Genomic DNA, 21,562 nt, shown 5'->3' with positions numbered 1-21,562 from the left:
GAGGAGTAATCAATGAGCGATATTAACGACAGCCCCGTAGACGGCGTTCTCGATGCAACAGGCCTCAACTGCCCGGAACCGGTGATGATGCTGCACCAGCACATCCGCGACCTGCCGGCAGGCGGCTTGCTCAAAGTGATCGCGACCGACCCGTCAACCCGTCGCGATATTCCCAAGTTCTGCGTGTTCCTTGACCACGAATTGGTGGATCAGCAGGAACAAGCCGGCACCTACCTGTACTGGATTCGCAAAAAGGCCGACTAAGCGCGCGCCTTATCCGCCCGGATACGCCGGCGTGCACTGCGCGCCAGGCGTACCAGCAACATCCCCGCCGCACAGCTCAGGCCCACGATCAGCCCCTGCCACAAACCGCTTGGGCCGCTGGGCGCGCCGAGCCAGTCAGTCAGCCCCAGTGCGTAGCCCACCGGCAATCCCACGCCCCAGTAGGCGAACAACGTCAGCACCATGGTCACCCGGGTGTCCTGATAGCCACGCAATGCGCCAGCGGCAGTGACCTGGATCGAGTCCGAGAACTGAAACAGCGCCGAGAACACGATCAGCGTCGACGCGAGGTGAATCACCACCGGGTCCGGGGTGTAGATCGTCGCGATCTGCTCGCGAAACAACAGCATCAGGCTGCACGACAGGCAGGCATACGCCAGCGCGGTGCCCATGCCGACCCCGGCGGCGAAGCGCGCTTCACGCGCTTCGCCACGCCCCAGGGCCTGACCGACGCGCACTGTGACCGCCATGCTCAGGGAGTATGGGATCATGAACACCAGGGAGCTGACGTTCAGTGCAATCTGATGCCCGGACACCACCGTGGCGCCGAGGCTGCCGAGCAACAGGGCGATCACTGCAAAAATGCTCGACTCGGCAAAGATCGCGACGCCAATCGGCAGACCAATCCCCAATACACGCTTGATCACAGCCCATTGCGGCCAGTCAAAGCGCTTGAACAATTCACTGCTCTGATAGGCCGGGCCCCAGCGCGTCCAGACGGCCAGGCCGAGCATCATCACCCACATCGCAATGGCCGTGGCCCAGCCACAGCCCACGCCGCCCATGGCCGTCACGCCAAAGTGGCCGTAAATGAAGATGTAGTTCAGCGGAATATTCAGCGCCAGGCCGACCAGGCCCATGACCATGCTCGGTCGCGTACGGCCCAGGCCATCGCTGAAACAGCGCAGCACGTAATACAGCGCAATCGCTGGCATCCCCGCAGCGATGCCGTGCAGGTAGCCCATGGACGGCACGATCAGGTCAGGCTCGACCTTCATGGCATGCAGGATCGGTTCGGCGCACAGCAGCAGCAATCCTCCGAGGATCCCCACGACCACCGCCAGCCACAAGGCCTGGCGCACCAGCGGTCCGATTTCGCTGAACTTGCCGGCACCGTAGCGCTGAGCGACTTTTGGTGTGGTGGCCAGCAGCGTGCCGCTCATCAGCAAGTACACCGGGATCCAGATCGAGTTGCCTAACCCCACTGCCGCCAGATCCTGGGGGCTGACACGTCCGGCCATCACCGCGTCTACAAAACTCATGGCGGTGGTAGCCAGTTGGCCGATCATGATCGGCAGGGCGAGCGTCAGCAGGTCGCGCACTTCCCGACTGATACGGGCGGGGCGGGTGAGGGGGGTGGCGGCAGTGTTCACGTGCGGGTGTCCAATAGAAAATAGCGCAAGGACGGCGGATTCTACGCCTTGACGCCATGGTCAGGAAAAAACCTGTGTTAGGGATTTGTAAGCGACCTCCCAGGGCACCGCATATCCCTGGTGGGAGGGGGCTTGCCCACGATTGCAGAGTGTCAGTCACTGGATAGTCGCTGACGCACGGCTATTCGGGGGCAAGCCCCCTCCCACATTGCAGATCGCATCCCTGTACACTGCTGATCCGCCAAAGGAGCCTGCCATGCTGATTGTTGCCGACGAAAATATCCCTCTGCTCGATGCCTTCTTCCAAGGATTTGGCGAGATTCGCCGGGTGCCCGGCCGTTCCCTTGATCGCGCCACGGTCGAGCAGGCTGACGTACTGCTGGTGCGCTCGGTGACTAACGTCAATCGCGCGTTGCTGGAGGGCTCAAAGGTGCGTTTTGTCGGCACCTGCACTATCGGCACCGATCACTTGGACCTCGACTACTTCAAGCAGACCGGCATCCAATGGTCCAGCGCGCCCGGCTGCAATGCCCGTGGCGTGGTGGACTACGTGCTGGGCAGCCTGCAGACCCTCGCCGAGATCGAAGGCGCCGACCTCAACCAACGCACCTATGGCATTGTCGGCGCCGGTGAAGTGGGCGGGCGGTTGGTCAAGGTGCTCAAAGGCCTGGGCTGGAATGTCCTGGTGTGCGACCCGCCGCGGCAGATCGCCGAAGGGGGCGACTATGTGAGCCTGGCGCAGATCATCGAGCAGTGTGACGTGATCAGCCTGCACACGCCTTTGACCAAGTCCGGCAATGGCTCTACCTGGCATTTATTCGACCGTCAGCGCCTCGAACAGCTCAAACCCGGCACTTGGCTGATCAACGCCAGCCGTGGCCCGGTAGTGGACAACGCCGCCCTGCGCGAGGTGCTGTTGGAACGCGAAGACCTGCAAGCGGTGTTGGATGTGTGGGAAGGCGAGCCCGAAGTGGATGTGGACCTGGCCGACCTATGCGTGCTGGCCACACCGCATATCGCCGGTTACAGCCTGGAAGGCCGCCAGCGCGGCACGGCGCAGATCTACCAGGCGTTTTGCGCGTACCTGGGTCAGGAACCGAGCATTCACTTGAGTGAGCTGTTGCCTGCGCTGTGGTTGGCTGAAGTGCACTTGAATGCCTCGACCGACCCGGCCTGGGCGCTGGCGACCTTGTGCCGCAGCGTGTACGACCCGCGCCGGGATGATGCGGATTTCCGTCGGAGCCTGGTTGGAACTGTGCAAGAGCAGCGCAAGGCGTTCGACTTGCTGCGCAAGCACTATCCCGAGCGTCGCGAGATTGATGGCTTGAGCGTGCGCATCAATGGGGAGTCGGCGGCGTTGTCGAAGATCGTGTCCGCACTGGGCGCGGTAGCTGTTTAAGCACCCATAAAAAACCCGGCCATCGAGGCCGGGTCTGAAAGAGCTTGGGCGCTTCAGCCTTGCTGGGCAGGCTTGACCAGTTTTTCTTCCAGTTCGCGGCACGCTTGCTGGATCATTTCTTCGGTGATCTGCACCTCATGGCCTTGGGCGTCGATGACGGAGCAAGGCAACTGCTGGGGTTGGCGGATCACTTCAATTTTGGCATCGCTGCTGTTTTGCAAGGTCATGGCCTGTCTCCTCATCAGGTTGTATACCTACTTTAAAACCCCCGCGTGACCGCGCTGTTACAACTCCCTGCACGACCACCGGTTCGAATACTCAGTCCACCAGAAACGGCGGCCGATTTCCAGCCGGGCATTAGACCGATAGCCTCTAGGGATGAGTATCGGCGGGCATAATTAACCTGACTCATTGTTATTTGCCCAAGTTCCCCCAATGTTGGGTACAGGTTCCTCATCGGTGATGCCCCTATGTTCTCAACCCGTCAACGCCGCGCGATTCGCCTGGCCAGCCGTTTTATCGCGCCATACCGCTGGCAGGCGCTGGGTGCTTTGCTGGCGCTGATCGTTACCGCCGGGATTACCTTGTCCATGGGCCAAGGCATTCGCCTGCTGGTGGACCAGGGCTTCATGACCCAATCGCCACACCTGCTCAACCAGTCCATCGGCCTGTTCATGATCCTGGTGCTTGGCTTGGCGGTGGGTACTTTTGCGCGGTTTTACTTGGTCTCCTGGATTGGCGAGCGAGTGGTGGCGGATATTCGTCGGCAGGTGTTTAACCACCTCATCTACCTGCATCCCGGCTTCTATGAGAACAACCGCAGTTCGGAAATCCAGTCGCGGCTGACCACCGACACTACCTTGCTGCAATCGGTGATCGGCTCGTCGCTGTCACTGTTCCTGCGCAATGCCTTGATGGTCATTGGCGGCATCGTGTTGCTGTTCGTCACCAACCCCAAGCTCACCAGCATCGTGGTGGTTGCATTGCCGCTGGTGCTGGCGCCGATCCTGATTTTCGGGCGCCGCGTGCGTAGCCTGTCGCGCCTGAGCCAGGACCGCATTGCCGATGTGGGCAGTTATGTGTCCGAAACCCTTGGCCAGATCAAGACCGTGCAGGCCTATAACCACCAGGTTCAGGACGAGCAGCGCTTTGCCGTGACCGTGGAAGAAGCCTTTGCCACCGCGCGCAAACGCATCGCCCAGCGCGCCTGGCTGATCACGCTGGTGATCATGCTGGTGCTCGGCGCCGTGGGTGTGATGTTGTGGGTCGGCGGCATGGACGTGATCAGTGGGCGCATTTCCGGCGGCGAACTGGCGGCGTTCGTGTTTTACAGCCTGATCGTCGGCAGCGCGGTCGGCACCCTGAGCGAAGTGCTCGGTGAGCTGCAGCGTGCAGCCGGTGCAGCTGAGCGGATTGGTGAGCTGTTGCAGTCGACTAATGAAATCCAGGCGCCGGCAACCGATACCGTGAAATTGCCCGAGCGGGTCAGTGGCCGTATGGAGCTGCAAGATCTGCGCTTTTCCTATCCCTCGCGACCTGACAGCTACGCTATCGACGGGTTGAACCTGACCATCAACCCCGGTGAAACCCTGGCACTCGTCGGCCCGTCCGGCGCGGGTAAATCGACGATCTTCGACCTGCTGCTGCGTTTCTACGATCCGCAGCATGGCCGAATCCTGCTCGAAGGCCATCCGCTGACCGACCTCGACCCCCTGGACCTGCGCCGCCACTTTGCCCTGGTGTCCCAGAGCCCGGCGTTGTTTTTCGGCAGCGTCGAAGAGAACATCCGCTACGGCAATCCCTCAGCTACCCGCGAGCAAGTCGAAGCCGCTGCACGCATCGCCCATGCTCACGACTTCATCTTGCAAATGCCCGACGGCTACCAGACCCACCTCGGTGATGGCGGGCTGGGCCTCTCTGGTGGCCAGCGCCAGCGCTTGGCCATCGCCCGCGCGTTGCTGGTGGACGCACCAATCCTGCTTCTGGACGAAGCCACCAGCGCTCTGGATGCGCAAAGTGAACACTTGATCCAGCAGGCACTGCCGCAATTGATGCAGGGCCGTACTACGCTGGTGATTGCCCACCGCCTGGCGACGGTGAAGAACGCCGACCGCATTGCGGTAATGGACCAAGGCAAACTGGTTGCGGTGGGCACGCATCAGCAGCTGATTGCGAGCAACCCGTTGTATGCGCGGTTGGCGGCATTGCAGTTCAGTAGTGGTGCGCAAGCGCAATGACCTGCTATGCCTGGCGCCAGTGCTAACGGAAGTAGACAGGTTTGTACCAAACCCTAGTGTCCACATAGTGTTTGGGCTCGCCCAGAAGCGCCACGTTCATCTTTATCTTGCTACCGTGAGTCTTGACAACGTGCTGGGTGACTTTCCCTACAAAGGCCTGATACATGTTCATATCTGCCAGCCGCTCGGCGTTTTTAGCAGAGATGCCGGGGCTGATCTCGTTGATCCGCGCAATCAGGTCGTCTCGCGCGGCCGTCAATGACGTAGAGCCGTGTTGGATTGAAACCGAACCCTCGAACGCCTTCACCGGCCGGTTGATCTCCTTTTGCAGCAAGCTGCCGAAGGCGCGACTGCCACCTTCGCCAGAGTAGCAAACCAATAGCCGCACATTGTTAAAGGCGCTGGGGTCGACGCCTTTCGTGTTCAACAAAGCGACCAAGTCTTTGGCCGAGTACGCGGTATTGTCGATAACGATGCTGCTTCCACGGTTCAAAAATCTGTCCAGTCGGCTGCGCTCAAGGCCGTGGGCGACAATATTCAGGCGATCAACACCTTTATAGGTGTCGACGAACACATGCATTTCATTGGCCACAAGTTTGAGGTCTTTCATCGTGCCTTTCATTTGTATGACGTTGTCATAGGCCAGACTTTTTTCGAAAGACACAGGTGAAGTTGCAGGTGCAGGTTGACTGCCTGTTGCGGCTGAAATTGGCCGATGATTGTCGGGTGAGAAGTTATCCAGTTTCTTCCCGTAAGCTGTGTTTTTATTCACGTCATAGTGCAGCCAGTGACCGGTTTTGTTATCCAGTTGGGCGGTTACTCGGCTGGGTTCGAGTGCACCGGGGGCGCGATAAGTGCCTTCCGCTATGTCGGCTCGTTCGGCAAACGCACGCAGTTGAGCGTGATCCATCGTGCTCTGCGACAGTTGCCGTGCATTAAGGGGTTTCGTGCCTGCGGCCAGCCGGGCACTGCTGGCCGGCGCGCCCGAGGCTTTACCCAGCACGCCGCGACCTATTCGGCTGCTCGCCATGGCCACCCGGGTCGCGCCTCTGGGACCGCCAACGGCACTCGCGCCTCTGCCCAGGGCCGAGCCGGTCAAGTACATCACCCCGTCAAACAACAGATCTCCCAGTGCCGCCAAGGGGTCTCCATTGATCAGGTTTTTAACGGCAGACGCCCCAGGTATTAGGCCTACAATTATGTTGAACAGGGCTTTTTCCTTATCGGCCTCTTCATCGAATGTTGTGATGCTTTTGGTCAGTTCCAGTAGTTGCTCAAAGTTTGATTCCGGGTTGGAGTAATTGACTACCGTATTACTGATATAGGCACTGCGCGCGCTGCTGAACGAGGCAGGGATGGTCACTGGCAATTGCCGGGCCCGTTGTTGTACTGCATCTTGGGAGGCGCTTGGTTTGACTTCATGGATCGCCGTATTTGTCCATTTTGAACCTTGATGGCTGGGCACCTTGACCCAATCTCCTTGGGGGCCTTCCTTAAAGTTTGTCTTCAGATCGTCACGTTTATTTATTTGGCCTTTTTGCGCTGATATTTCATAAAACTCCAGGTTCCCGTCGCGCTCGGTCTGGAAGATCAGTGCCTTTTGCTCTTTCGGCTGGCTGGGTACTTTATCTTCGTCATTAATTGTGAAACCTGGGAGGTTGCTTTCATAACGGCTGACCTGACCCTCTATGAATATACGAATGCTGCCAAACTCAAGATTCTTGCGATCTTCCAGAGGAAGTTTCGCAAGCTGGTTTTTTATCACGCTCGCCTGTGCTTTTTTGGTGCCTTCCGTGTAGTCGACAAAGGCTTGCTTATGCAGGGATTTTGCGTCTGGCAAGTGAGCAAGACGGGCAATCATGCTGGGGGCAATCGTGTTGTTATCGGATACCCAATTAGAAAACGGATTGACTTCGGGTTTTGAAAGATAAAAGTCCAGTAGCGAATATTTTGGCTGCGTTGAGCTAGCAAGGTTTCCGTGGCCTCTGCCGCGGGGGCTATTATCGCGAAAGCATTTAAGTTCGTAGGGAAGCCCCTCGCCGAATTGTTGCTTGAGTTGCTGTAGCGCCACATCGCGTTGGGTCGGCACCTTACTGGCAAGTTGCTCGACGGCTTGTTGCAACGTTGAAGTTTTGTCAGCGAGCGCGCGCTGGACCCGATCAATGTCAGCCTGAGGATAGTTCCCGTCATTGCGGGGCACGAGTTCGCCGTTGATCTTGCCCCACTCAATAAGCGCCGCTCGCGATGTCACTTGCTGAATGGCCTGCCCCTCTTGCGAAATCGGGTCCAGGGCATCTCTGGCACACACTTGCGCAAACGTCATCTGCATCGTGGCACCAGGGCTATAGGCCTCGATCCGCGTCACCGCCGCTTTGAAACTCACCCACGCTGCCGATCCCAACGTAATGCTGGCAGGAACGTTTTTGACCAATAACTCCGGCGCTGTACGCGAAAGCAGCATTTGTGCAGCAATGGGCGCCATGTCCGGCGAGGCTCTGTTCAGTTTTATCAGGTGGTCAATGAACGCCTGCTTGATAGTTGCGAGGGGCTGCCCCATGAAACGTCCGTCGGCCAGATTGAAACCCGCGAGATGATTGAGTTGCGGGCCAAACATGCTTTCTGGGTCCAGAGTGGTAGCGATGGCAGTCAACAGCCAGTCATGGCTGGAGCTGGTTTTCCAGCCATCCCCCATCTTTTGGTGCAAGGCGGCTTCGAGTTCGATGGCTTTTGGTGTGTTGATGATTTTTTCGATGACTTTAAGTGGGTCGCGCAATTCGTTTTGGGAAATGTGCAGGTGGCTTGTGAGATAACCCAAAACTCCCCGTGGGTTTTGGGGCTCCGTTCTTTCCTTCACCAACGCCGGTAGTTGCAGGTTGTAGTGAAAATGACTGTAAACGCTCTTTTGGTCGTGGTCGCCCAGCGGGGCCGGCCACGAGATCGCCCCACCCAGGCTGCCTAGGCGTGGTGCCTGCAACGGCGGGGCATTGAGCGTGCTGATCATGTTCTCCAGTGCTTCAAGCGTGCTGGGCAACCGCCAGTTATTTGCCAGGATAAATTGCTCAAGTGTCACGGTGCGTCCAGGGCCGGTTTCGGGGCCTTGGCCGAATGACGAGTGCGGGTACACCTCTATCGTTGTGTTCTTTAACCGCTCCTCAATCCCCTCGGTACCATAGCGCACAAGGCCCTTGAGCTTTTCGCAGAGCGCGCGCGTGTCCACCAGGTCGCCAAGGGCGGTCCGCTCTGTATTGAGCTTGCCCGTATTGGCCGGCCCATCCTCGACCTTGTTCGGAACCGCGTTGGCGGCGTTTTTGGTGAATGTCTGGGTCTGCTGCAGCTCTGCTGTCCGTGACGTCGTGAGGGGTACCGATTCACCGTGAAAATTCGCCACCACTTCAAAGGGCGCAGATGTGGGGTCCGATGCGGACAGACGAAGGGGGCTGTTGCCCGCCGCCACGACGTTGGCGGCGCGAAGAATCGGCGCCACAACGACCGGCCAGAGCGGGTTTTCATCCGTTGCCCTGAACACCTCCCGGCGCCCATCAGTCATGGTGAAGGTGATCTCGTCACGCAGACTGATCATTAAGGGTTTGGAAAGATTAATGTGCCTTTGCGTTGCCCATTCGACGAATTGGGGATGCTTGAGCAGCGTATGCAGGTGCGTCCACCACTGGCCGAAGGTCGAACTTGGCGGGATACCCTCAACGCTCTCGATGCCATCGTACGATGGGCCGGTTTTCGCCGATCTGGCTGGTACGGCGGCAAACAGCACGGCCAATTCCTGATCGGCCTTGGCTTGCGGCGTTTTGCCGGCATCTTGATCAGGCGTATGCGGCTTTTCACTCTTGATCTCGAAGAGTGGCGGGGGGGTGATGATGTTGGTCGCGGGCTGAGTGTTTAAGCGGCTACTGATGGACGTGAGTGTCATGTCTGAGTTTCTCTCTAGGCCATTTTGAAGTCAGTCACTCAGAGATGATTTATCGACTGAGCTCGTGGGCTGAGTGAACATCAGACTTTTCGCGTTCCATCATGTTTTTTCTGTATGTGTATTTCCCCGGGCGATCAGAATGTTTTCAGCCGTGGAAATGAAAATGCCCGCATCTTTCGATGCGGGCATTTTCAGAGTCGCTTCAGACCTTACTGGTCATCAAAATAGCGCTCATGCCAATCCACAAGCGGCTGTGGTGAGTTGAGTTTTTGCCCGTAGATCACCGAATAAGACAACACGTTTTGCACATACTGACGGGTTTCGTCGAATGGGATGCTTTCCACCCATACATCGAAACTCAAGTGATCCGCTCCGCGCAGCCACTGGCGCACGCGGCCGGGGCCGGCGTTGTACGCGGCGGAAGCGAGCACGCGGTTGCCGTTGAACTGGCTGTGCACCTGGCTCAGGTAGGCGGCGCCGAGCTGGATGTTTTTGTCCGGGTCCAGGACCTGGGCCGGGGAAGCCAGCGGGATGCTGAATTTGCGCGCGGTTTCCTTGGCGGTGCCGGGCATCAGTTGCATCAGGCCGCTGGCGCCTACGCCGGAGCGGGCGTCGTCCATGAAGGCGCTTTCCTGGCGGGTAATGGCGAATACCCAGCTCGAATGCAGGCCCCGCACCTTGGCTTCACGCACCAGGGTGTCGCGGTGGGCCATTGGGAAGCGGATATCCAGATCGTCCCAGTACTGGGCCTGGCTAATGGTGCGGATCGCCGGGAAGTACCACTTCATGTCGTACGCCAGCTTGGCCTGGGCGACCATCTCATCACGGTTGAAATGACGGCTGACGTGGTACCACTCGCGGCGGCCATCCACGATCTGGCCACGGGCGTAGAACTCCAGAGCGCGACGCACGCCGGGTGTGTTACGCACTTTATTGACCAGCGCCTGACTCATCACCAGCGGCTTGTTGTTCAACTGGTACGGAGCCTTGGAGCGGTCGGCGGCGAGGAAACCGTAGAAATCCCGCTCCCGCGAAAGGTTCTTGTAGAGCACCAATGCTTGCGGGTTCTTCGGCTCAGCCAGTTCAAGGCTGCGCGCCTGCCAGTAGCGCCAGCGGTTGGAGGTGGCCAAGTCTTGTGGGAGTTTGCGCGTCAACTGGTAGGCATCTTCCCAGCGCGCCAGGCGCAACAGCAGGCGCAGGCGCCATTCGGAGACGGTGTTGTCGCGCAGTTCCGGGTCGTATTTGGTCATCACCTCAAGGGCACGTGGGTCGAAACGCTTGGCCAGGGTCAGGCCGATTTCACGGGCGATTGCCACTTTTTCGTCACGGGAGAAGTGCATGCTGCTGGCGTAACCGTCGAGCAGGGCCATGGCTTTGTCCGGGTCCTGGCGCGCCAGGCGGCGCAGGCCCAGGCCTACGGCATCCGACATAGCCTCGGTGGCCGGCTGGAAGCGCGATGGATCGCTTAGCATGTCGGGCTTTTGTGCCACGTCCACCATCAGGCGACCTTGGGCACCGAGGGTTGGCAGGGTTTTTACCAGGCTGTTGGCCAGCGCGTAGTTGCGCGCTTCGGCGGCGAGTTTGGTGCGGTCCCAGATTTTCTGTTCGGTGAGTTGGCCGTCGGCGGCCCACTGGCCAAACGTGGCATCACAGGCGGCGGGTTGGGATTTGCCGGTCATCCACAGCTTTTCGGCGGTCTTGTAGCCTTCGGCCTTGAGGTTGTGGGTGAGTTGGTATTGGCCGTGCAGGCAGTCCAGTTCGACGAAATTGAGTTTGGGGTCGTAGTACTTTTCAAAGGTTTGCCAGTCGCCACGCTCGGACAGCCAGCGCAACCAGCGCAGTTTCATCCAGTTCGCCTGGGGCAGGTCGCCGTTTTTGGCCAGGAACTGCTCGATTTCCTGGTTGCTCGCGGTTTTCAGGCGCGCAGTCAGTTCGTCGTAGGCCAGGTACGGTGTAAGCGGATAATCGGCCAGGGCCTGGCTGTATTGCATGTACGGGCCGGTATCGCCCTTGGCCAGAGCGCGCTTGGCTTCATCGTAATATTGACGTTGGGTGGTGAGGTCCACGGCCTGGGCGGATTGAACGGCGGTGGCGGAAAGAAGCAGACAAGATAAAAAGTTGAAAAGGCGACTGCGCATGAGACGTCCGTGCAGAGAAATCACGACTAGCGCCGGCACTGCCGACGCTGATTGCCCCTAGCTTAGCCTTTTGCCAGCGACCGGCGAAAGCTTTGCTGGCCGGTTCGTTCAGGTTTACGGGAAATGTCCTACAGAACGTGTCGGCCTTGAAAATGCTGGCCGCATCCGACCCTCAACTCAGGTAGAATGCGCGCCCAGTTTTTGGAGAAGCGTATGACCCTGCTCAAATTCAGCGATGTGTCCCTTGCTTTCGGCGCTATGCCGTTGTTGGACAAGGTGTCCTGGCAGATCGCCCGTGGTGAGCGGGTGTGCATCATCGGCCGCAACGGCACCGGCAAGTCCAGCATGATGAAGCTGGTAAAAGGCGACCAAAAGCCCGATGACGGCTCTGTTTGGCGCGCCCCGGGCCTCAAGATTGGCGAATTGCCGCAAGAATTGCCGGTGGCCGACGGACGGACAGTGTTCGACGTGGTTGCCGAAGGCCTGGACGGTGTGGGCGAGTTGCTTGCGCAATACCATCACCTGGCGCAGAACTGCGTCACAGAGGAAGACCTGAACAAGCTGATGCACGTTCAGCAGGACCTCGAAGCACGTGATGGCTGGCGCCTGCAGCAACTGGTGGACAGCACCCTGAGCCGCCTGCAACTGCCGGCCGACAAGACCCTCGCCGAGTTGTCCGGCGGCTGGCGTCGCCGCGTGCTGCTGGCCCAGGCCCTGGTGTCCGAGCCGGATCTGTTGCTGCTCGACGAACCAACGAACCACCTGGACATCGGCGCCATCGCCTGGCTTGAAGAAGCCCTCAAGGATTTCCAGGGCGCCGTGCTGTTCATCACGCACGACCGTTCTTTCCTGCAAAACCTGGCCACGCGCATCCTTGAACTGGATCGCGGCGGCTTGATCGACTGGAACGGCGACTACGCCAGCTTCCTGGTGCACAAAGAAGCGACGCTGGCGGCTGAAGAAACTGCCAACGCGCTGTTCGACAAAAAGCTGGCCCAGGAAGAAGTCTGGATCCGCCAGGGCATCAAAGCGCGCCGCACCCGTAACGAAGGCCGCGTGCGCGCCCTCAAAGCCCTGCGTGTTGAGCGTAGCGAGCGTCGTGAGCGCACCGGCAAGGCCAATATCCAACTGGATACCGCCGACAAGTCGGGTAAACAAGTGATGGTGCTGGAAAACGTCAGCTTCCATCACCCGGACGGTCCGTTCCTGATCAAGGACTTCTCCATGGTCCTGCAGCGTGGCGACCGTATTGGTCTGCTGGGCGCCAACGGTACCGGCAAGACTACCTTGCTCAAGCTGATGCTCAATGGTCTGAAACCGACCAGCGGCACCGTGGAGGAGGGCACACGCATCGACGTGGCTTACTTCGACCAGTTACGCCATCAGTTGGACTTGGAAAAAACCGTGATCGACAACGTGGCTGAAGGCCGCGACTTTATCGACATCGACGGCCAGAGCCGCCACGTGCTGAGCTACCTGGGCGACTTCCTGTTCAGCCCGCAGCGCGCACGGACGCCGGTCAAGGCCTTGTCCGGTGGTGAGCGCGCACGCTTGCTGTTGGCCAAACTGTTCAGCAAACCTGCCAACCTGCTGGTGCTCGACGAACCGACCAACGACCTCGACGTAGAAACCCTTGAACTGCTGGAAGAGGTCTTATTGACCTTCAACGGCACTGTGCTGATGGTCAGCCACGACCGGGCATTCCTCGATAACGTGGTCACCAGCACCCTGGTCTTCGAAGGTGAGGGCAAGGTGCGCGAATACGTCGGTGGCTATCAGGACTGGTTGCGCCAGGGCGGTTCACCGCGCCTGCTGGGCGTGACCGAGAGCAAGTCCGGTAAGGCCGACTTGAACTCGGCGGTGGTGACACCTGTTGCCACTGCTGCCCCTGCACCCGAGGCTGCGCCGACGGCCAAGAAAAAGCTCAGCTACAAGCTGCAGCGCGAGCTGGAAGCCTTGCCGGGTGATATCGACGCCAAGGAACAGCAGATTGCTGCGGTAGAAGCCGACATGGCTGATGCGGGTTTTTATCTGCGTCCGGCGGCGGAAACTGCCAAGGTCATCGCTTCTCTGGAGAAGTTGAACCAGGAGCTGGAAGTGCTGATGGAGCGTTGGGCAGAGTTAGATGCCTGAGTGACTTGAGGTCAGTAAAAAAGCGGCTCAAATGTGGGAGGGGGCTTGCCCCCGATAGCGGTGTCTCAGTCAGTGGTGTTTCTACTGAGAGGCTGCTATCGGGGGCAAGCCCCCTCCCGCATTGCATCTTCATCGGCGTTACGAGCTTTTTACCAACTTAACGGCCAACACATCGCACGGCGCTCCGTGCAGTACATCATTGGCGGTGGAGCCCAGCAGCAATGCCAAGCCGTGACGGCCATGGCTGCCCACCACGATCAGATCGCAGTTCTGTTCCTTGGCCAGGTGGTGGATCTCCTGGCGCGGTTGGCCGTAAGTGAGGTGGGAGTTTTCCTTGGTCAGTTCCGGGTATTTGATGATCAACCGGTCCAGGCGTTCTTTGGCCTGATCGAACTGTTGTTGTTGCAGTTGGGAAAGGTCCATCGGCACATCGCCGCCAAACGCCATGGCCATGGGCTCGACGATGTGTACCAGTGACAGCTTGGCGCCGTTGGCGATTGCTGAAGCCTGCGCGCGCTTGATCACTGGATCGCACTCTTCGGTCAGGTCGACGGCGACCAGAATATGTGTGTAGGACATGGGGCGTTCCTCCAGGGGACTGCAATAAGTTCAGTATGGCTGCTTTCAAGCGGATGGGGTTGCGTCAGGTCAAATCCGCTCATCTAGAAATTCGGGGGTACTCATATGACGGTCTGGATAGTGGTGTCAATCCTTGTGGTGGTTCTGAGCCCTCTGGCATGGCTACGCCCTTCGCGCCACCAGAGTGGGCGAATGGCCCTGCGAATGGAGGCGCGCCGCATCGGCCTGGCCATGCAATTGGCACCTCAGGAGTGGCCGCACTGGCTCAAGCAAGAGCCCCCGAGCCCCTGTGCGCAATACTGCCGGCCACGACGCGGCAGCACGCCGGCAACCTGGAGTTATTGGCAGTTGGAGCCGGGTGTGTGGGTTAATCAATGGCGTGAAGTCTGCGACGATGAGAAGTTGTTGCCGCATTTTGCAACGCTGCCGGCCAACGTCTACAAGGTCGAGGCCGACAAGCAGATGATTGCCCTGTACTGGGGCGAGAAGGGCGAAGCGAGTGATTTGCTCGCCATTGATGCGCTGCTCAAAGCGCTGGCCTGAAGCGTCTACTGAATTTCAGGCAATAAAAAGCCCGACATCATCATCGGGCTGGAGTTGGCCAGGCAGGCCGGTAATCTGTGCTTGCTGCGTCGGATGTTCATCCGTGCGCGTTATGGTTGCGGCTAGCCTAGCCGGATATCCCGTTCTGTACAGTCTTTTCCCACATCCTTCCTATAATTGATTTCGTGAATATTTGAATATTGGCGAAGCGTGCGCCTATGGTTTGAGTTCTGAAATGACTGGAAAGTCGCGTTTTTCCTAGCATTTCGAGCGATTGACAATTGCCTGGAATTGGATGAAGGTGGCGTACCCAAATCAAACGGGCGTATGAATTGAGCGTTTGTCTGTCAGACCGCGCGCACATACATCCCGACTATCGCATTGGCGGGTGTGCCTGGCGGATTGGAGTGAGCATTGACCTAAAGGCCAGTGTCCAACCAGAGGCCAGCGTCCAATGTGTACTGTTCAGCTTCCATATCGTGGAGATCAGTTGATGATTTACGAAGGTAAAGCCATCACGGTTAAGGCTCTTGAAAGTGGCATCGTCGAATTGAAATTCGACCTCAAGGGTGAGTCCGTCAACAAGTTCAACCGTCTAACCCTGAATGAACTGCGTCAGGCCGTAGACACCATCAAAGCAGATGCTTCGGTCAAGGGCGTGATCGTCTCCAGCGGCAAGGACGTGTTTATCGTCGGCGCTGACATCACCGAATTCGTCGACAACTTCAAGCTGCCCGATGCCGAGCTGGTGGCTGGCAACCTCGAAGCCAACAAGATTTTCAGCGATTTCGAAGACCTCAACGTACCGACCGTTGCCGCGATCAATGGCATCGCGCTGGGCGGTGGCTTCGAAATGTGCCTGGCCGCAGACTTCCGCGTCATGTCGGCCACCGCCAAAATCGGCCTGCCTGAAGTCAAACTGGGCATCTACCCAGGTTTCGGCGGCACCGTGCGCCTGCCGCGCCTGATCGGGGCCGACAACGCCATCGAGTGGATCGCCGCCGGTAAGGAAAACCGTGCTGAAGACGCGCTGAAAGTCGGTGCCGTCGACGCCGTGGTTGCTCCGGACAAACTGGCCGAAGCCGCACTGAACCTGATCAAGGGCGCCATCAGCGGCGAATTTGATTACAAGGCCAAGCGCCAGCCGAAGCTGGAAAAACTCAAGCTCAACGCCATCGAACAAATGATGTCGTTCGAAACCGCCAAAGGTTTCGTCGCTGGCCAGGCCGGTCCGAACTACCCGGCGCCGGTTGAAGCGATCAAAACCATCCAGAAAGCTGCGAGCTTCGGTCGCGATAAAGCCCTGGAAGTGGAAGCGGCAGGCTTCGTCAAACTGGCGAAAACCTCGGCTGCCCAAAGCCTGATTGGCCTGTTCCTGAACGATCAGGAACTGAAGAAAAAGGCCAAGGCCTACGACGAAATCGCCAAGGACGTGAAACAGGCTGCCGTACTCGGCGCCGGTATCATGGGCGGCGGTATTGCCTATCAGTCGGCGTCCAAAGGCACGCCGATCCTGATGAAAGACATCAATGAACACGGTATCGAGCAAGGTCTGGCCGAAGCCGCCAAGCTGCTCGTGGGGCGCGTTGAAAAAGGTCGCATGACCGCAGCGAAAATGGCTGAAGTACTTAACGGTATTCGTCCTACGCTGTCCTACGGCGATTTCGGCCATGTCGACCTGGTGGTCGAAGCTGTTGTCGAGAACCCGAAGGTCAAGCAGGCGGTACTGGCTGAAGTTGAAGGCCACGTCAAAGACGACACCATCCTGGCCTCGAACACCTCGACCATTTCCATCTCGCTGCTGGCCAAGGCCCTCAAGCGTCCGGAAAACTTCGTCGGCATGCACTTCTTCAACCCGGTGCACATGATGCCGTTGGTGGAAGTGATCCGTGGCGAGAAGTCCAGCGAGCTGGCTATTGCCACCACCGTTGCCTACGCCAAGAAAATGGGCAAGAACCCGATCGTAGTCAACGATTGCCCAGGCTTCCTGGTCAACCGCGTGCTGTTCCCGTACTTCGGTGGTTTCGCCAAGCTGGTGAGCGCCGGTGTTGACTTCGTGCGCATCGACAAAGTCATGGAAAAATTCGGCTGGCCGATGGGCCCGGCGTATCTGATGGACGTGGTCGGCATCGACACCGGCCACCACGGTCGTGACGTGATGGCTGAAGGCTTCCCGGACCGCATGAAAGACGACCGCCGCTCCGCTGTCGATGCTCTCTATGAAGCCAAGCGCCTGGGCCAGAAGAACGGCAAGGGCTTCTATGCCTACGAGACCGACAAGAAGGGCAAGCAGAAAAAAGTCGCCGATCCATCGGTTCACGAAGTGCTCGCACCGGTCATCTACGAACAGCGTGAGGTGTCCGATGAGGACATCATCAACTGGATGATGATCGCCCTGTGCCTGGAAACCGTACGCTGCCTGGAAGACGGTATCGTTGAAACCGCTGCCGAAGCCGATATGGGCTTGGTGTACGGTATTGGTTTCCCTCCATTCCGTGGCGGTGCGCTGCGTTACATCGACTCGATCGGTGTGGCCGAATTCGTTGCCCTGGCTGATCAATACGCTGATCTGGGCCCGCTGTACCACCCGACCGCGAAGCTGCGTGAAATGGCCAAAAATGGCCAGAGCTTCTTCGGTTAAGCGCCCAGACGACTAGAGCGAGAATATTTATGAGCTTGAATCCAAGAGACGTGGTGATTGTCGACTTCGGTCGCACACCGATGGGCCGCTCCAAGGGCGGCATGCACCGCAACACCCGCGCTGAAGACATGTCCGCGCACCTGATCAGCAAATTGCTGGAACGCAACGTCAAGGTCGACCCGAACGAAGTCGAAGACGTGATCTGGGGCTGCGTCAACCAGACCCTGGAGCAGGGCTGGAACATCGCGCGCATGGCGTCGCTGATGACTCAGATCCCGCACACAGCTGCTGGCCAGACCGTGAGCCGCTTGTGCGGTTCGTCCATGAGCGCGCTGCACACCGCCGCCCAAGCGATCATGACTGGCAACGGGGATGTTTTTGTAGTCGGTGGCGTGGAGCACATGGGCCACGTCAGCATGATGCACGGCGTCGATCCAAACCCGCACATGTCGCTCTACGCGGCGAAAGCCTCTGGCATGATGGGCTTGACTGCAGAAATGCTCGGCAAGATGCACGGCATTACCCGCGAAGCCCAGGACGCGTTCGGCTTGCGCTCCCACCAACTCGCCCACAAGGCGACCGTGGAAGGCAAGTTCAAGGATGAAATCATCCCGATGAACGGTTACGACGAGAACGGCTTCTTGAAACTGTTCGACTACGACGAAACCATTCGTCCGGACACCACCCTGGAAAGCTTGGCGGCCCTGAAGCCGGCATTCAATCCAAAGGGCGGCACCGTGACAGCGGGTACTTCGTCGCAAATCACCGACGGTGCTTCGTGCATGATCGTGATGTCGGCGCAGCGTGCCCAGGACCTGGGCATCCAGCCGCTGGCAGTGATCCGTTCGATGGCAGTGGCGGGTGTGGACCCGGCAATCATGGGCTATGGTCCTGTACCGGCCACACAAAAAGCGTTGAAGCGCGCGGGCCTGACTATCTCCGATATCGATTTCTTCGAGCTCAACGAAGCTTTCGCCGCACAGGCCCTGCCGGTGCTGAAAGATTTGAAAGTACTCGACAAGATGAACGAGAAGGTTAACCTGCACGGCGGTGCGATTGCCCTGGGCCACCCATTCGGTTGTTCCGGTGCGCGTATTTCCGGCACTTTGCTTAACGTGATGAAGCAAAATGGCGGTAACCTTGGGGTTGCAACCATGTGCATTGGTCTCGGCCAAGGCATTTCCACCGTCTTCGAACGCGTCTAAGCGTTGAGTTGACGGAAGCCGGGGCCAAGTGCCCCGGTTTTTGTTTTTTGGAATTTTTAATATTTTTTTCAACAAATTTTGTAAGGGGGCCAGAGCATGAAAGTCGAACCAGGGCTCTACCAACATTATAAAGGTCCGCAGTACCGCGTTTTCAGCGTGGCACGGCATTCCGAGACCGAAGAAGAAGTGGTGTTCTACCAAGCACTGTATGGCGATTACGGCTTTTGGGTGCGTCCCTTGAGCATGTTCCTGGAGACCGTCGAAGTTGACGGCGAGCAGGTCCCGCGCTTTGCTTTGGTCCAGGCCGAACCCAGTCTTTTTTCAGGGCAATAACGGCAGGCGGCGCAGAATGCTGCGCTTGACCTCACCTTGTTGCCACTATATATAGCGTTGCCGCGTCAGGCGCCAACCGCCTTTCACTTCTCGAATTCAGGAATTTTCCGATCCATGGGCAAATCGCTGGTCATTGTGGAATCCCCGGCTAAGGCCAAGACCATCAACAAGTACTTGGGTAACGAGTACGTGGTGAAGTCGAGTATCGGCCATATCCGAGACCTGCCCACCAGCGGTTCGGCTAGCGCCAGCAAGGAGCCTGCCGCCAAGCGCGGCAAGGCGGCTGCGGGCGAAGGTCCGGTGCTCACGCCTAAAGAGAAAGCGCGCAAGCAGCTGGTCTCGCGCATGGGTGTGGACCCGGATCATGGCTGGAAGGCCAAGTACGAAATCCTTCCGGGCAAGGAAAAGGTCATCGAAGAGCTGCGCCGGCTCGCCAAAGATGCCGACACCATCTATCTCGCGACGGACTTGGACCGCGAAGGGGAAGCCATTGCCTGGCACCTGCGGGAAGCCATTGGCGGTGACGACAGCCGCTACAAGCGTGTGGTGTTCAACGAAATCACCAAGAAAGCCATTCAGGAAGCCTTCTCCAAGCCGGGCGAGCTCGATATCGACCGTGTCAACGCGCAGCAGGCCCGTCGGTTCCTCGACCGCGTCGTGGGTTACATGGTCTCGCCGCTGCTATGGGCCAAGATCGCCCGTGGCCTGTCCGCCGGTCGTGTGCAATCGGTAGCGGTCAAGCTGGTGGTGGAGCGTGAGCGTGAGATCCGTGCGTTCAACCCTGAAGAGTATTGGGAAGTCCACGCCGACCTGGGCACTGCCAAGGGCAACAACGTGCGCTTTGAAGTGGCCCGCGAGAAAGGTGAAGCCTTCAAACCGCTGAACGAAGCTCAGGCCATGGCCGCGCTGGAGAAGCTCAAGGCCTCCAGCTACAGCATCGTCAAGCGCGAAGACAAGCCGACCAGCAGCAAACCGTCGGCACCGTTCATCACCTCCACCCTGCAGCAGGCCGCGAGCAACCGCCTGGGCTTCGGCGTGAAGAAAACCATGATGATGGCCCAGCGTCTGTACGAAGCTGGCTACATCACTTATATGCGTACTGACTCCACCAACCTGTCGCAAGACGCGGTGGCAATGGCGCGTACCTATATTGAAAGCGAATTCGGCAATAAGTACCTGCCGGAGAAGCCGAACGTCTACAGCAGCAAAGAAGGCGCCCAGGAGGCTCACGAAGCGATTCGTCCTTCCGATGCCAACACCGAGCCAAGCAAGCTGAGTGGCATGGAGCGCGACGCTGAGCGCCTCTACGAGCTGATCTGGCGCCAGTTCCTGGCTTGCCAGATGCTGCCGGCGCAATATCTGTCGACAACCGTCAGCGTGGGTGCTGGCGACTTCGAACTACGTGCCAAGGGTCGTATCCTCAAGTTCGATGGCTACACCCGCGTGATGCCGCAAATCGCCAAGCCTGGTGACGACGATGTACTGCCGGACATGGCCCAGGGCGATACGTTGAAGCTGATCAAGCTCGACCCGTCCCAACACTTCACCAAGCCGCCGGCGCGTTACTCGGAAGCCAGCCTGGTCAAGGAAATGGAAAAGCGCGGTATCGGTCGTCCATCGACCTACGCGGCGATCATCTCCACCATCCAGGACCGTGGTTATGTAGCGCTGCACAACCGTCGGTTCTATTCGGAAAAGATGGGCGACATCGTTACAGAGCGTCTGTCCGAGAGCTTCTCCAACCTGATGGACTACGGCTTTACCGCCGGCATGGAAGAGAACCTCGATGACGTGGCCCAAGGTGAGCGCGACTGGAAAAATGTACTCGACGAGTTCTACGGCGACTTCAAGAAGAAACTCGAAGTAGCTGAGAGCCCTGAGAGCGGCATGCGTGCCAACCAGCCGGTTATGACCGATATCCCGTGTCAGACGTGCGGCCGCCCGATGCAGATTCGTACGGCATCCACCGGCGTGTTCCTTGGTTGCTCGGGCTACAGCTTGCCGCCGAAAGAACGCTGCAAGGCCACGGTCAATCTGGTGCCGGGTGATGAAATCGCCGCCGATGACGAAGGTGAGTCCGAGTCGCTGGTCTTGCGTGGCAAGCACCGATGCCCGATCTGCAGCACGGCGATGGATGCCTATCTGCTGGACGAGAAGCACAAGCTGCACATCTGCGGTAACAACCCGGATTGCAACGGCTACGAGATTGAAGAGGGCACCTACCGCATCAAGGGCTACGAAGGGCCGAGCCTGGAATGCGACAAGTGCGGCAGCGAGATGCAGCTCAAGACCGGTCGTTTCGGCAAGTTCTTCGGTTGCACCAATCCGACCTGCAAGAACACTCGCAAACTGCTGAAAAGCGGTGATGCGGCGCCGCCGAAGATGGATCCGGTGAAGATGCCGGAACTCAAGTGCGAGAAGGTTAACGATACCTACATCCTGCGTGATGGCGCTTCGGGGTTGTTCCTGGCGGCAAGCCAGTTCCCGAAAAACCGCGAGACCCGCGCGCCGTTGGTGCTGGAAATCGTTCCGCACAAGGACGAGATCGATCCGAAGTACCACTTCCTGTGTGAAGCGCCGAAGAAGGACCCGGATGGTCGTCCAGCCGTGATCCGCTATAGCCGCAAGACCAAGGAGCAGTACGTACAGACCGAAGTAGACGGCAAGCCTACCGGCTGGAAAGCGTTCTACGACGGCGGCAAGTGGAAGGTCGAAGACAAGCGCCAAGGCGCTTGATCGACTAATTTGCGATAGACAAAGGCCGCCTGTATGGG

Annotated in this window: 14 protein-coding genes; 9 read left to right on the top strand and 5 right to left on the bottom strand. The window is 58.6% G+C overall.

The window, feature by feature from the left end:
* Window positions 1-12: 12 nt before the first annotated feature.
* Complete coding sequence (tusA, locus tag AB4N82_RS02450) at window positions 13-264, top strand: sulfurtransferase TusA (RefSeq protein ID WP_032888777.1); 252 nt, start codon at window positions 13-15, stop codon at window positions 262-264.
* Here tusA and AB4N82_RS02445 read toward each other — a convergent pair.
* Window positions 261-1,655 (bottom strand): MATE family efflux transporter, encoded by a 1,395-nt coding sequence (locus AB4N82_RS02445; RefSeq protein WP_122764925.1) that lies wholly within the window; start codon window positions 1,653-1,655, stop codon window positions 261-263. The genes tusA and AB4N82_RS02445 overlap by 4 nt on opposite strands.
* A gap of 256 nt (window positions 1,656-1,911) precedes the next feature.
* On the opposite strand from AB4N82_RS02445, the gene pdxB reads away from it, so the two are divergent.
* Entirely contained in the window at window positions 1,912-3,054 is a 1,143-nt protein-coding gene (gene pdxB / locus AB4N82_RS02440) for a 4-phosphoerythronate dehydrogenase PdxB (RefSeq protein ID WP_122755747.1), read from the top strand.
* 53 nt (window positions 3,055-3,107) lie between these two features.
* Here the strand turns inward: pdxB and AB4N82_RS02435 are convergent, their stop codons facing one another.
* A complete protein-coding gene (locus tag AB4N82_RS02435) occupies window positions 3,108-3,281 on the bottom strand; it encodes a PA1571 family protein (RefSeq protein ID WP_032888780.1) in 174 nt (57 codons plus the stop codon).
* Window positions 3,282-3,524: 243 nt separating this feature from the next.
* On the opposite strand from AB4N82_RS02435, the gene AB4N82_RS02430 reads away from it, so the two are divergent.
* The gene (locus AB4N82_RS02430; protein WP_122755748.1) at window positions 3,525-5,291 is read left to right on the top strand and encodes an ABC transporter transmembrane domain-containing protein; all 1,767 of its coding nucleotides are present in this window, start codon (window positions 3,525-3,527) and stop codon (window positions 5,289-5,291) included.
* Between the two features lie 22 nt (window positions 5,292-5,313).
* Here the strand turns inward: AB4N82_RS02430 and AB4N82_RS02425 are convergent, their stop codons facing one another.
* Together AB4N82_RS02425 and AB4N82_RS02420 are read right to left on the bottom strand one after the other, a co-directional pair.
* Entirely contained in the window at window positions 5,314-9,216 is a 3,903-nt protein-coding gene (locus AB4N82_RS02425) for a hypothetical protein (protein WP_460104305.1), read from the bottom strand.
* 209 nt (window positions 9,217-9,425) lie between these two features.
* Complete coding sequence (locus AB4N82_RS02420; protein WP_032888785.1) at window positions 9,426-11,354, bottom strand: transglycosylase SLT domain-containing protein; 1,929 nt, start codon at window positions 11,352-11,354, stop codon at window positions 9,426-9,428.
* A gap of 213 nt (window positions 11,355-11,567) precedes the next feature.
* On the opposite strand from AB4N82_RS02420, the gene AB4N82_RS02415 reads away from it, so the two are divergent.
* Window positions 11,568-13,487, top strand: a complete 1,920-nt coding sequence (locus tag AB4N82_RS02415; RefSeq protein WP_122764927.1) for an ATP-binding cassette domain-containing protein — start codon at window positions 11,568-11,570, stop codon at window positions 13,485-13,487.
* Between the two features lie 138 nt (window positions 13,488-13,625).
* Here the strand turns inward: AB4N82_RS02415 and AB4N82_RS02410 are convergent, their stop codons facing one another.
* A complete protein-coding gene (locus tag AB4N82_RS02410) occupies window positions 13,626-14,066 on the bottom strand; it encodes a universal stress protein (RefSeq protein WP_032888788.1) in 441 nt (146 codons plus the stop codon).
* 105 nt (window positions 14,067-14,171) lie between these two features.
* Here AB4N82_RS02410 and AB4N82_RS02405 point away from each other — a divergent pair, with 105 nt between their 5' ends.
* From AB4N82_RS02405 to topA, 5 genes are all read left to right on the top strand, one after another.
* On the top strand, window positions 14,172-14,609 hold the full coding sequence (locus AB4N82_RS02405; RefSeq protein ID WP_032888790.1) for a hypothetical protein: 438 nt from the start codon (window positions 14,172-14,174) through the stop codon (window positions 14,607-14,609).
* Window positions 14,610-15,102: 493 nt separating this feature from the next.
* On the top strand, window positions 15,103-17,250 hold the full coding sequence (gene fadB, locus AB4N82_RS02400) for a fatty acid oxidation complex subunit alpha FadB (RefSeq protein WP_122764928.1): 2,148 nt from the start codon (window positions 15,103-15,105) through the stop codon (window positions 17,248-17,250).
* Between the two features lie 29 nt (window positions 17,251-17,279).
* Complete coding sequence (gene fadA, locus AB4N82_RS02395) at window positions 17,280-18,455, top strand: acetyl-CoA C-acyltransferase FadA (RefSeq protein WP_024074080.1); 1,176 nt, start codon at window positions 17,280-17,282, stop codon at window positions 18,453-18,455.
* Between the two features lie 96 nt (window positions 18,456-18,551).
* Window positions 18,552-18,788, top strand: a complete 237-nt coding sequence (locus AB4N82_RS02390) for a DUF1653 domain-containing protein (RefSeq protein WP_010212074.1) — start codon at window positions 18,552-18,554, stop codon at window positions 18,786-18,788.
* 114 nt (window positions 18,789-18,902) lie between these two features.
* Window positions 18,903-21,524 carry a type I DNA topoisomerase gene (topA, locus tag AB4N82_RS02385; RefSeq protein WP_032888794.1) on the top strand — a complete coding sequence of 874 codons (2,622 nt, stop codon included), beginning with the start codon at window positions 18,903-18,905 and terminating at the stop codon, window positions 21,522-21,524.
* The last annotated feature ends 38 nt before the right edge of the window (window positions 21,525-21,562 follow it).

Source organism: Pseudomonas sp. H1_D04 (assembly GCF_054683855.1).
Note: the sequence above shows the minus strand (reverse complement) of the source record. Positions and strands in the feature narration are given on the sequence as shown.

Bases quoted from the DNA above. Each gene is read 5' to 3' on its own strand.
- tusA (WP_032888777.1), top strand. From the start codon at position 13: ATGAGCGATATTAACGACAGCCCCGTAGACGGCGTTCTCGATGCAACA.
- pdxB (WP_122755747.1), top strand. From the start codon at position 1,912: ATGCTGATTGTTGCCGACGAAAATATCCCTCTGCTCGATGCCTTCTTC.
- AB4N82_RS02435 (WP_032888780.1), bottom strand. From the start codon at position 3,281: ATGACCTTGCAAAACAGCAGCGATGCCAAAATTGAAGTGATCCGCCAA.
- AB4N82_RS02430 (WP_122755748.1), top strand. From the start codon at position 3,525: ATGTTCTCAACCCGTCAACGCCGCGCGATTCGCCTGGCCAGCCGTTTT.
- AB4N82_RS02425 (WP_460104305.1), bottom strand. From the start codon at position 9,216: ATGACACTCACGTCCATCAGTAGCCGCTTAAACACTCAGCCCGCGACC.
- AB4N82_RS02420 (WP_032888785.1), bottom strand. From the start codon at position 11,354: ATGCGCAGTCGCCTTTTCAACTTTTTATCTTGTCTGCTTCTTTCCGCC.
- AB4N82_RS02415 (WP_122764927.1), top strand. From the start codon at position 11,568: ATGACCCTGCTCAAATTCAGCGATGTGTCCCTTGCTTTCGGCGCTATG.
- AB4N82_RS02410 (WP_032888788.1), bottom strand. From the start codon at position 14,066: ATGTCCTACACACATATTCTGGTCGCCGTCGACCTGACCGAAGAGTGC.
- AB4N82_RS02405 (WP_032888790.1), top strand. From the start codon at position 14,172: ATGACGGTCTGGATAGTGGTGTCAATCCTTGTGGTGGTTCTGAGCCCT.
- fadB (WP_122764928.1), top strand. From the start codon at position 15,103: ATGATTTACGAAGGTAAAGCCATCACGGTTAAGGCTCTTGAAAGTGGC.
- fadA (WP_024074080.1), top strand. From the start codon at position 17,280: ATGAGCTTGAATCCAAGAGACGTGGTGATTGTCGACTTCGGTCGCACA.
- AB4N82_RS02390 (WP_010212074.1), top strand. From the start codon at position 18,552: ATGAAAGTCGAACCAGGGCTCTACCAACATTATAAAGGTCCGCAGTAC.
- topA (WP_032888794.1), top strand. From the start codon at position 18,903: ATGGGCAAATCGCTGGTCATTGTGGAATCCCCGGCTAAGGCCAAGACC.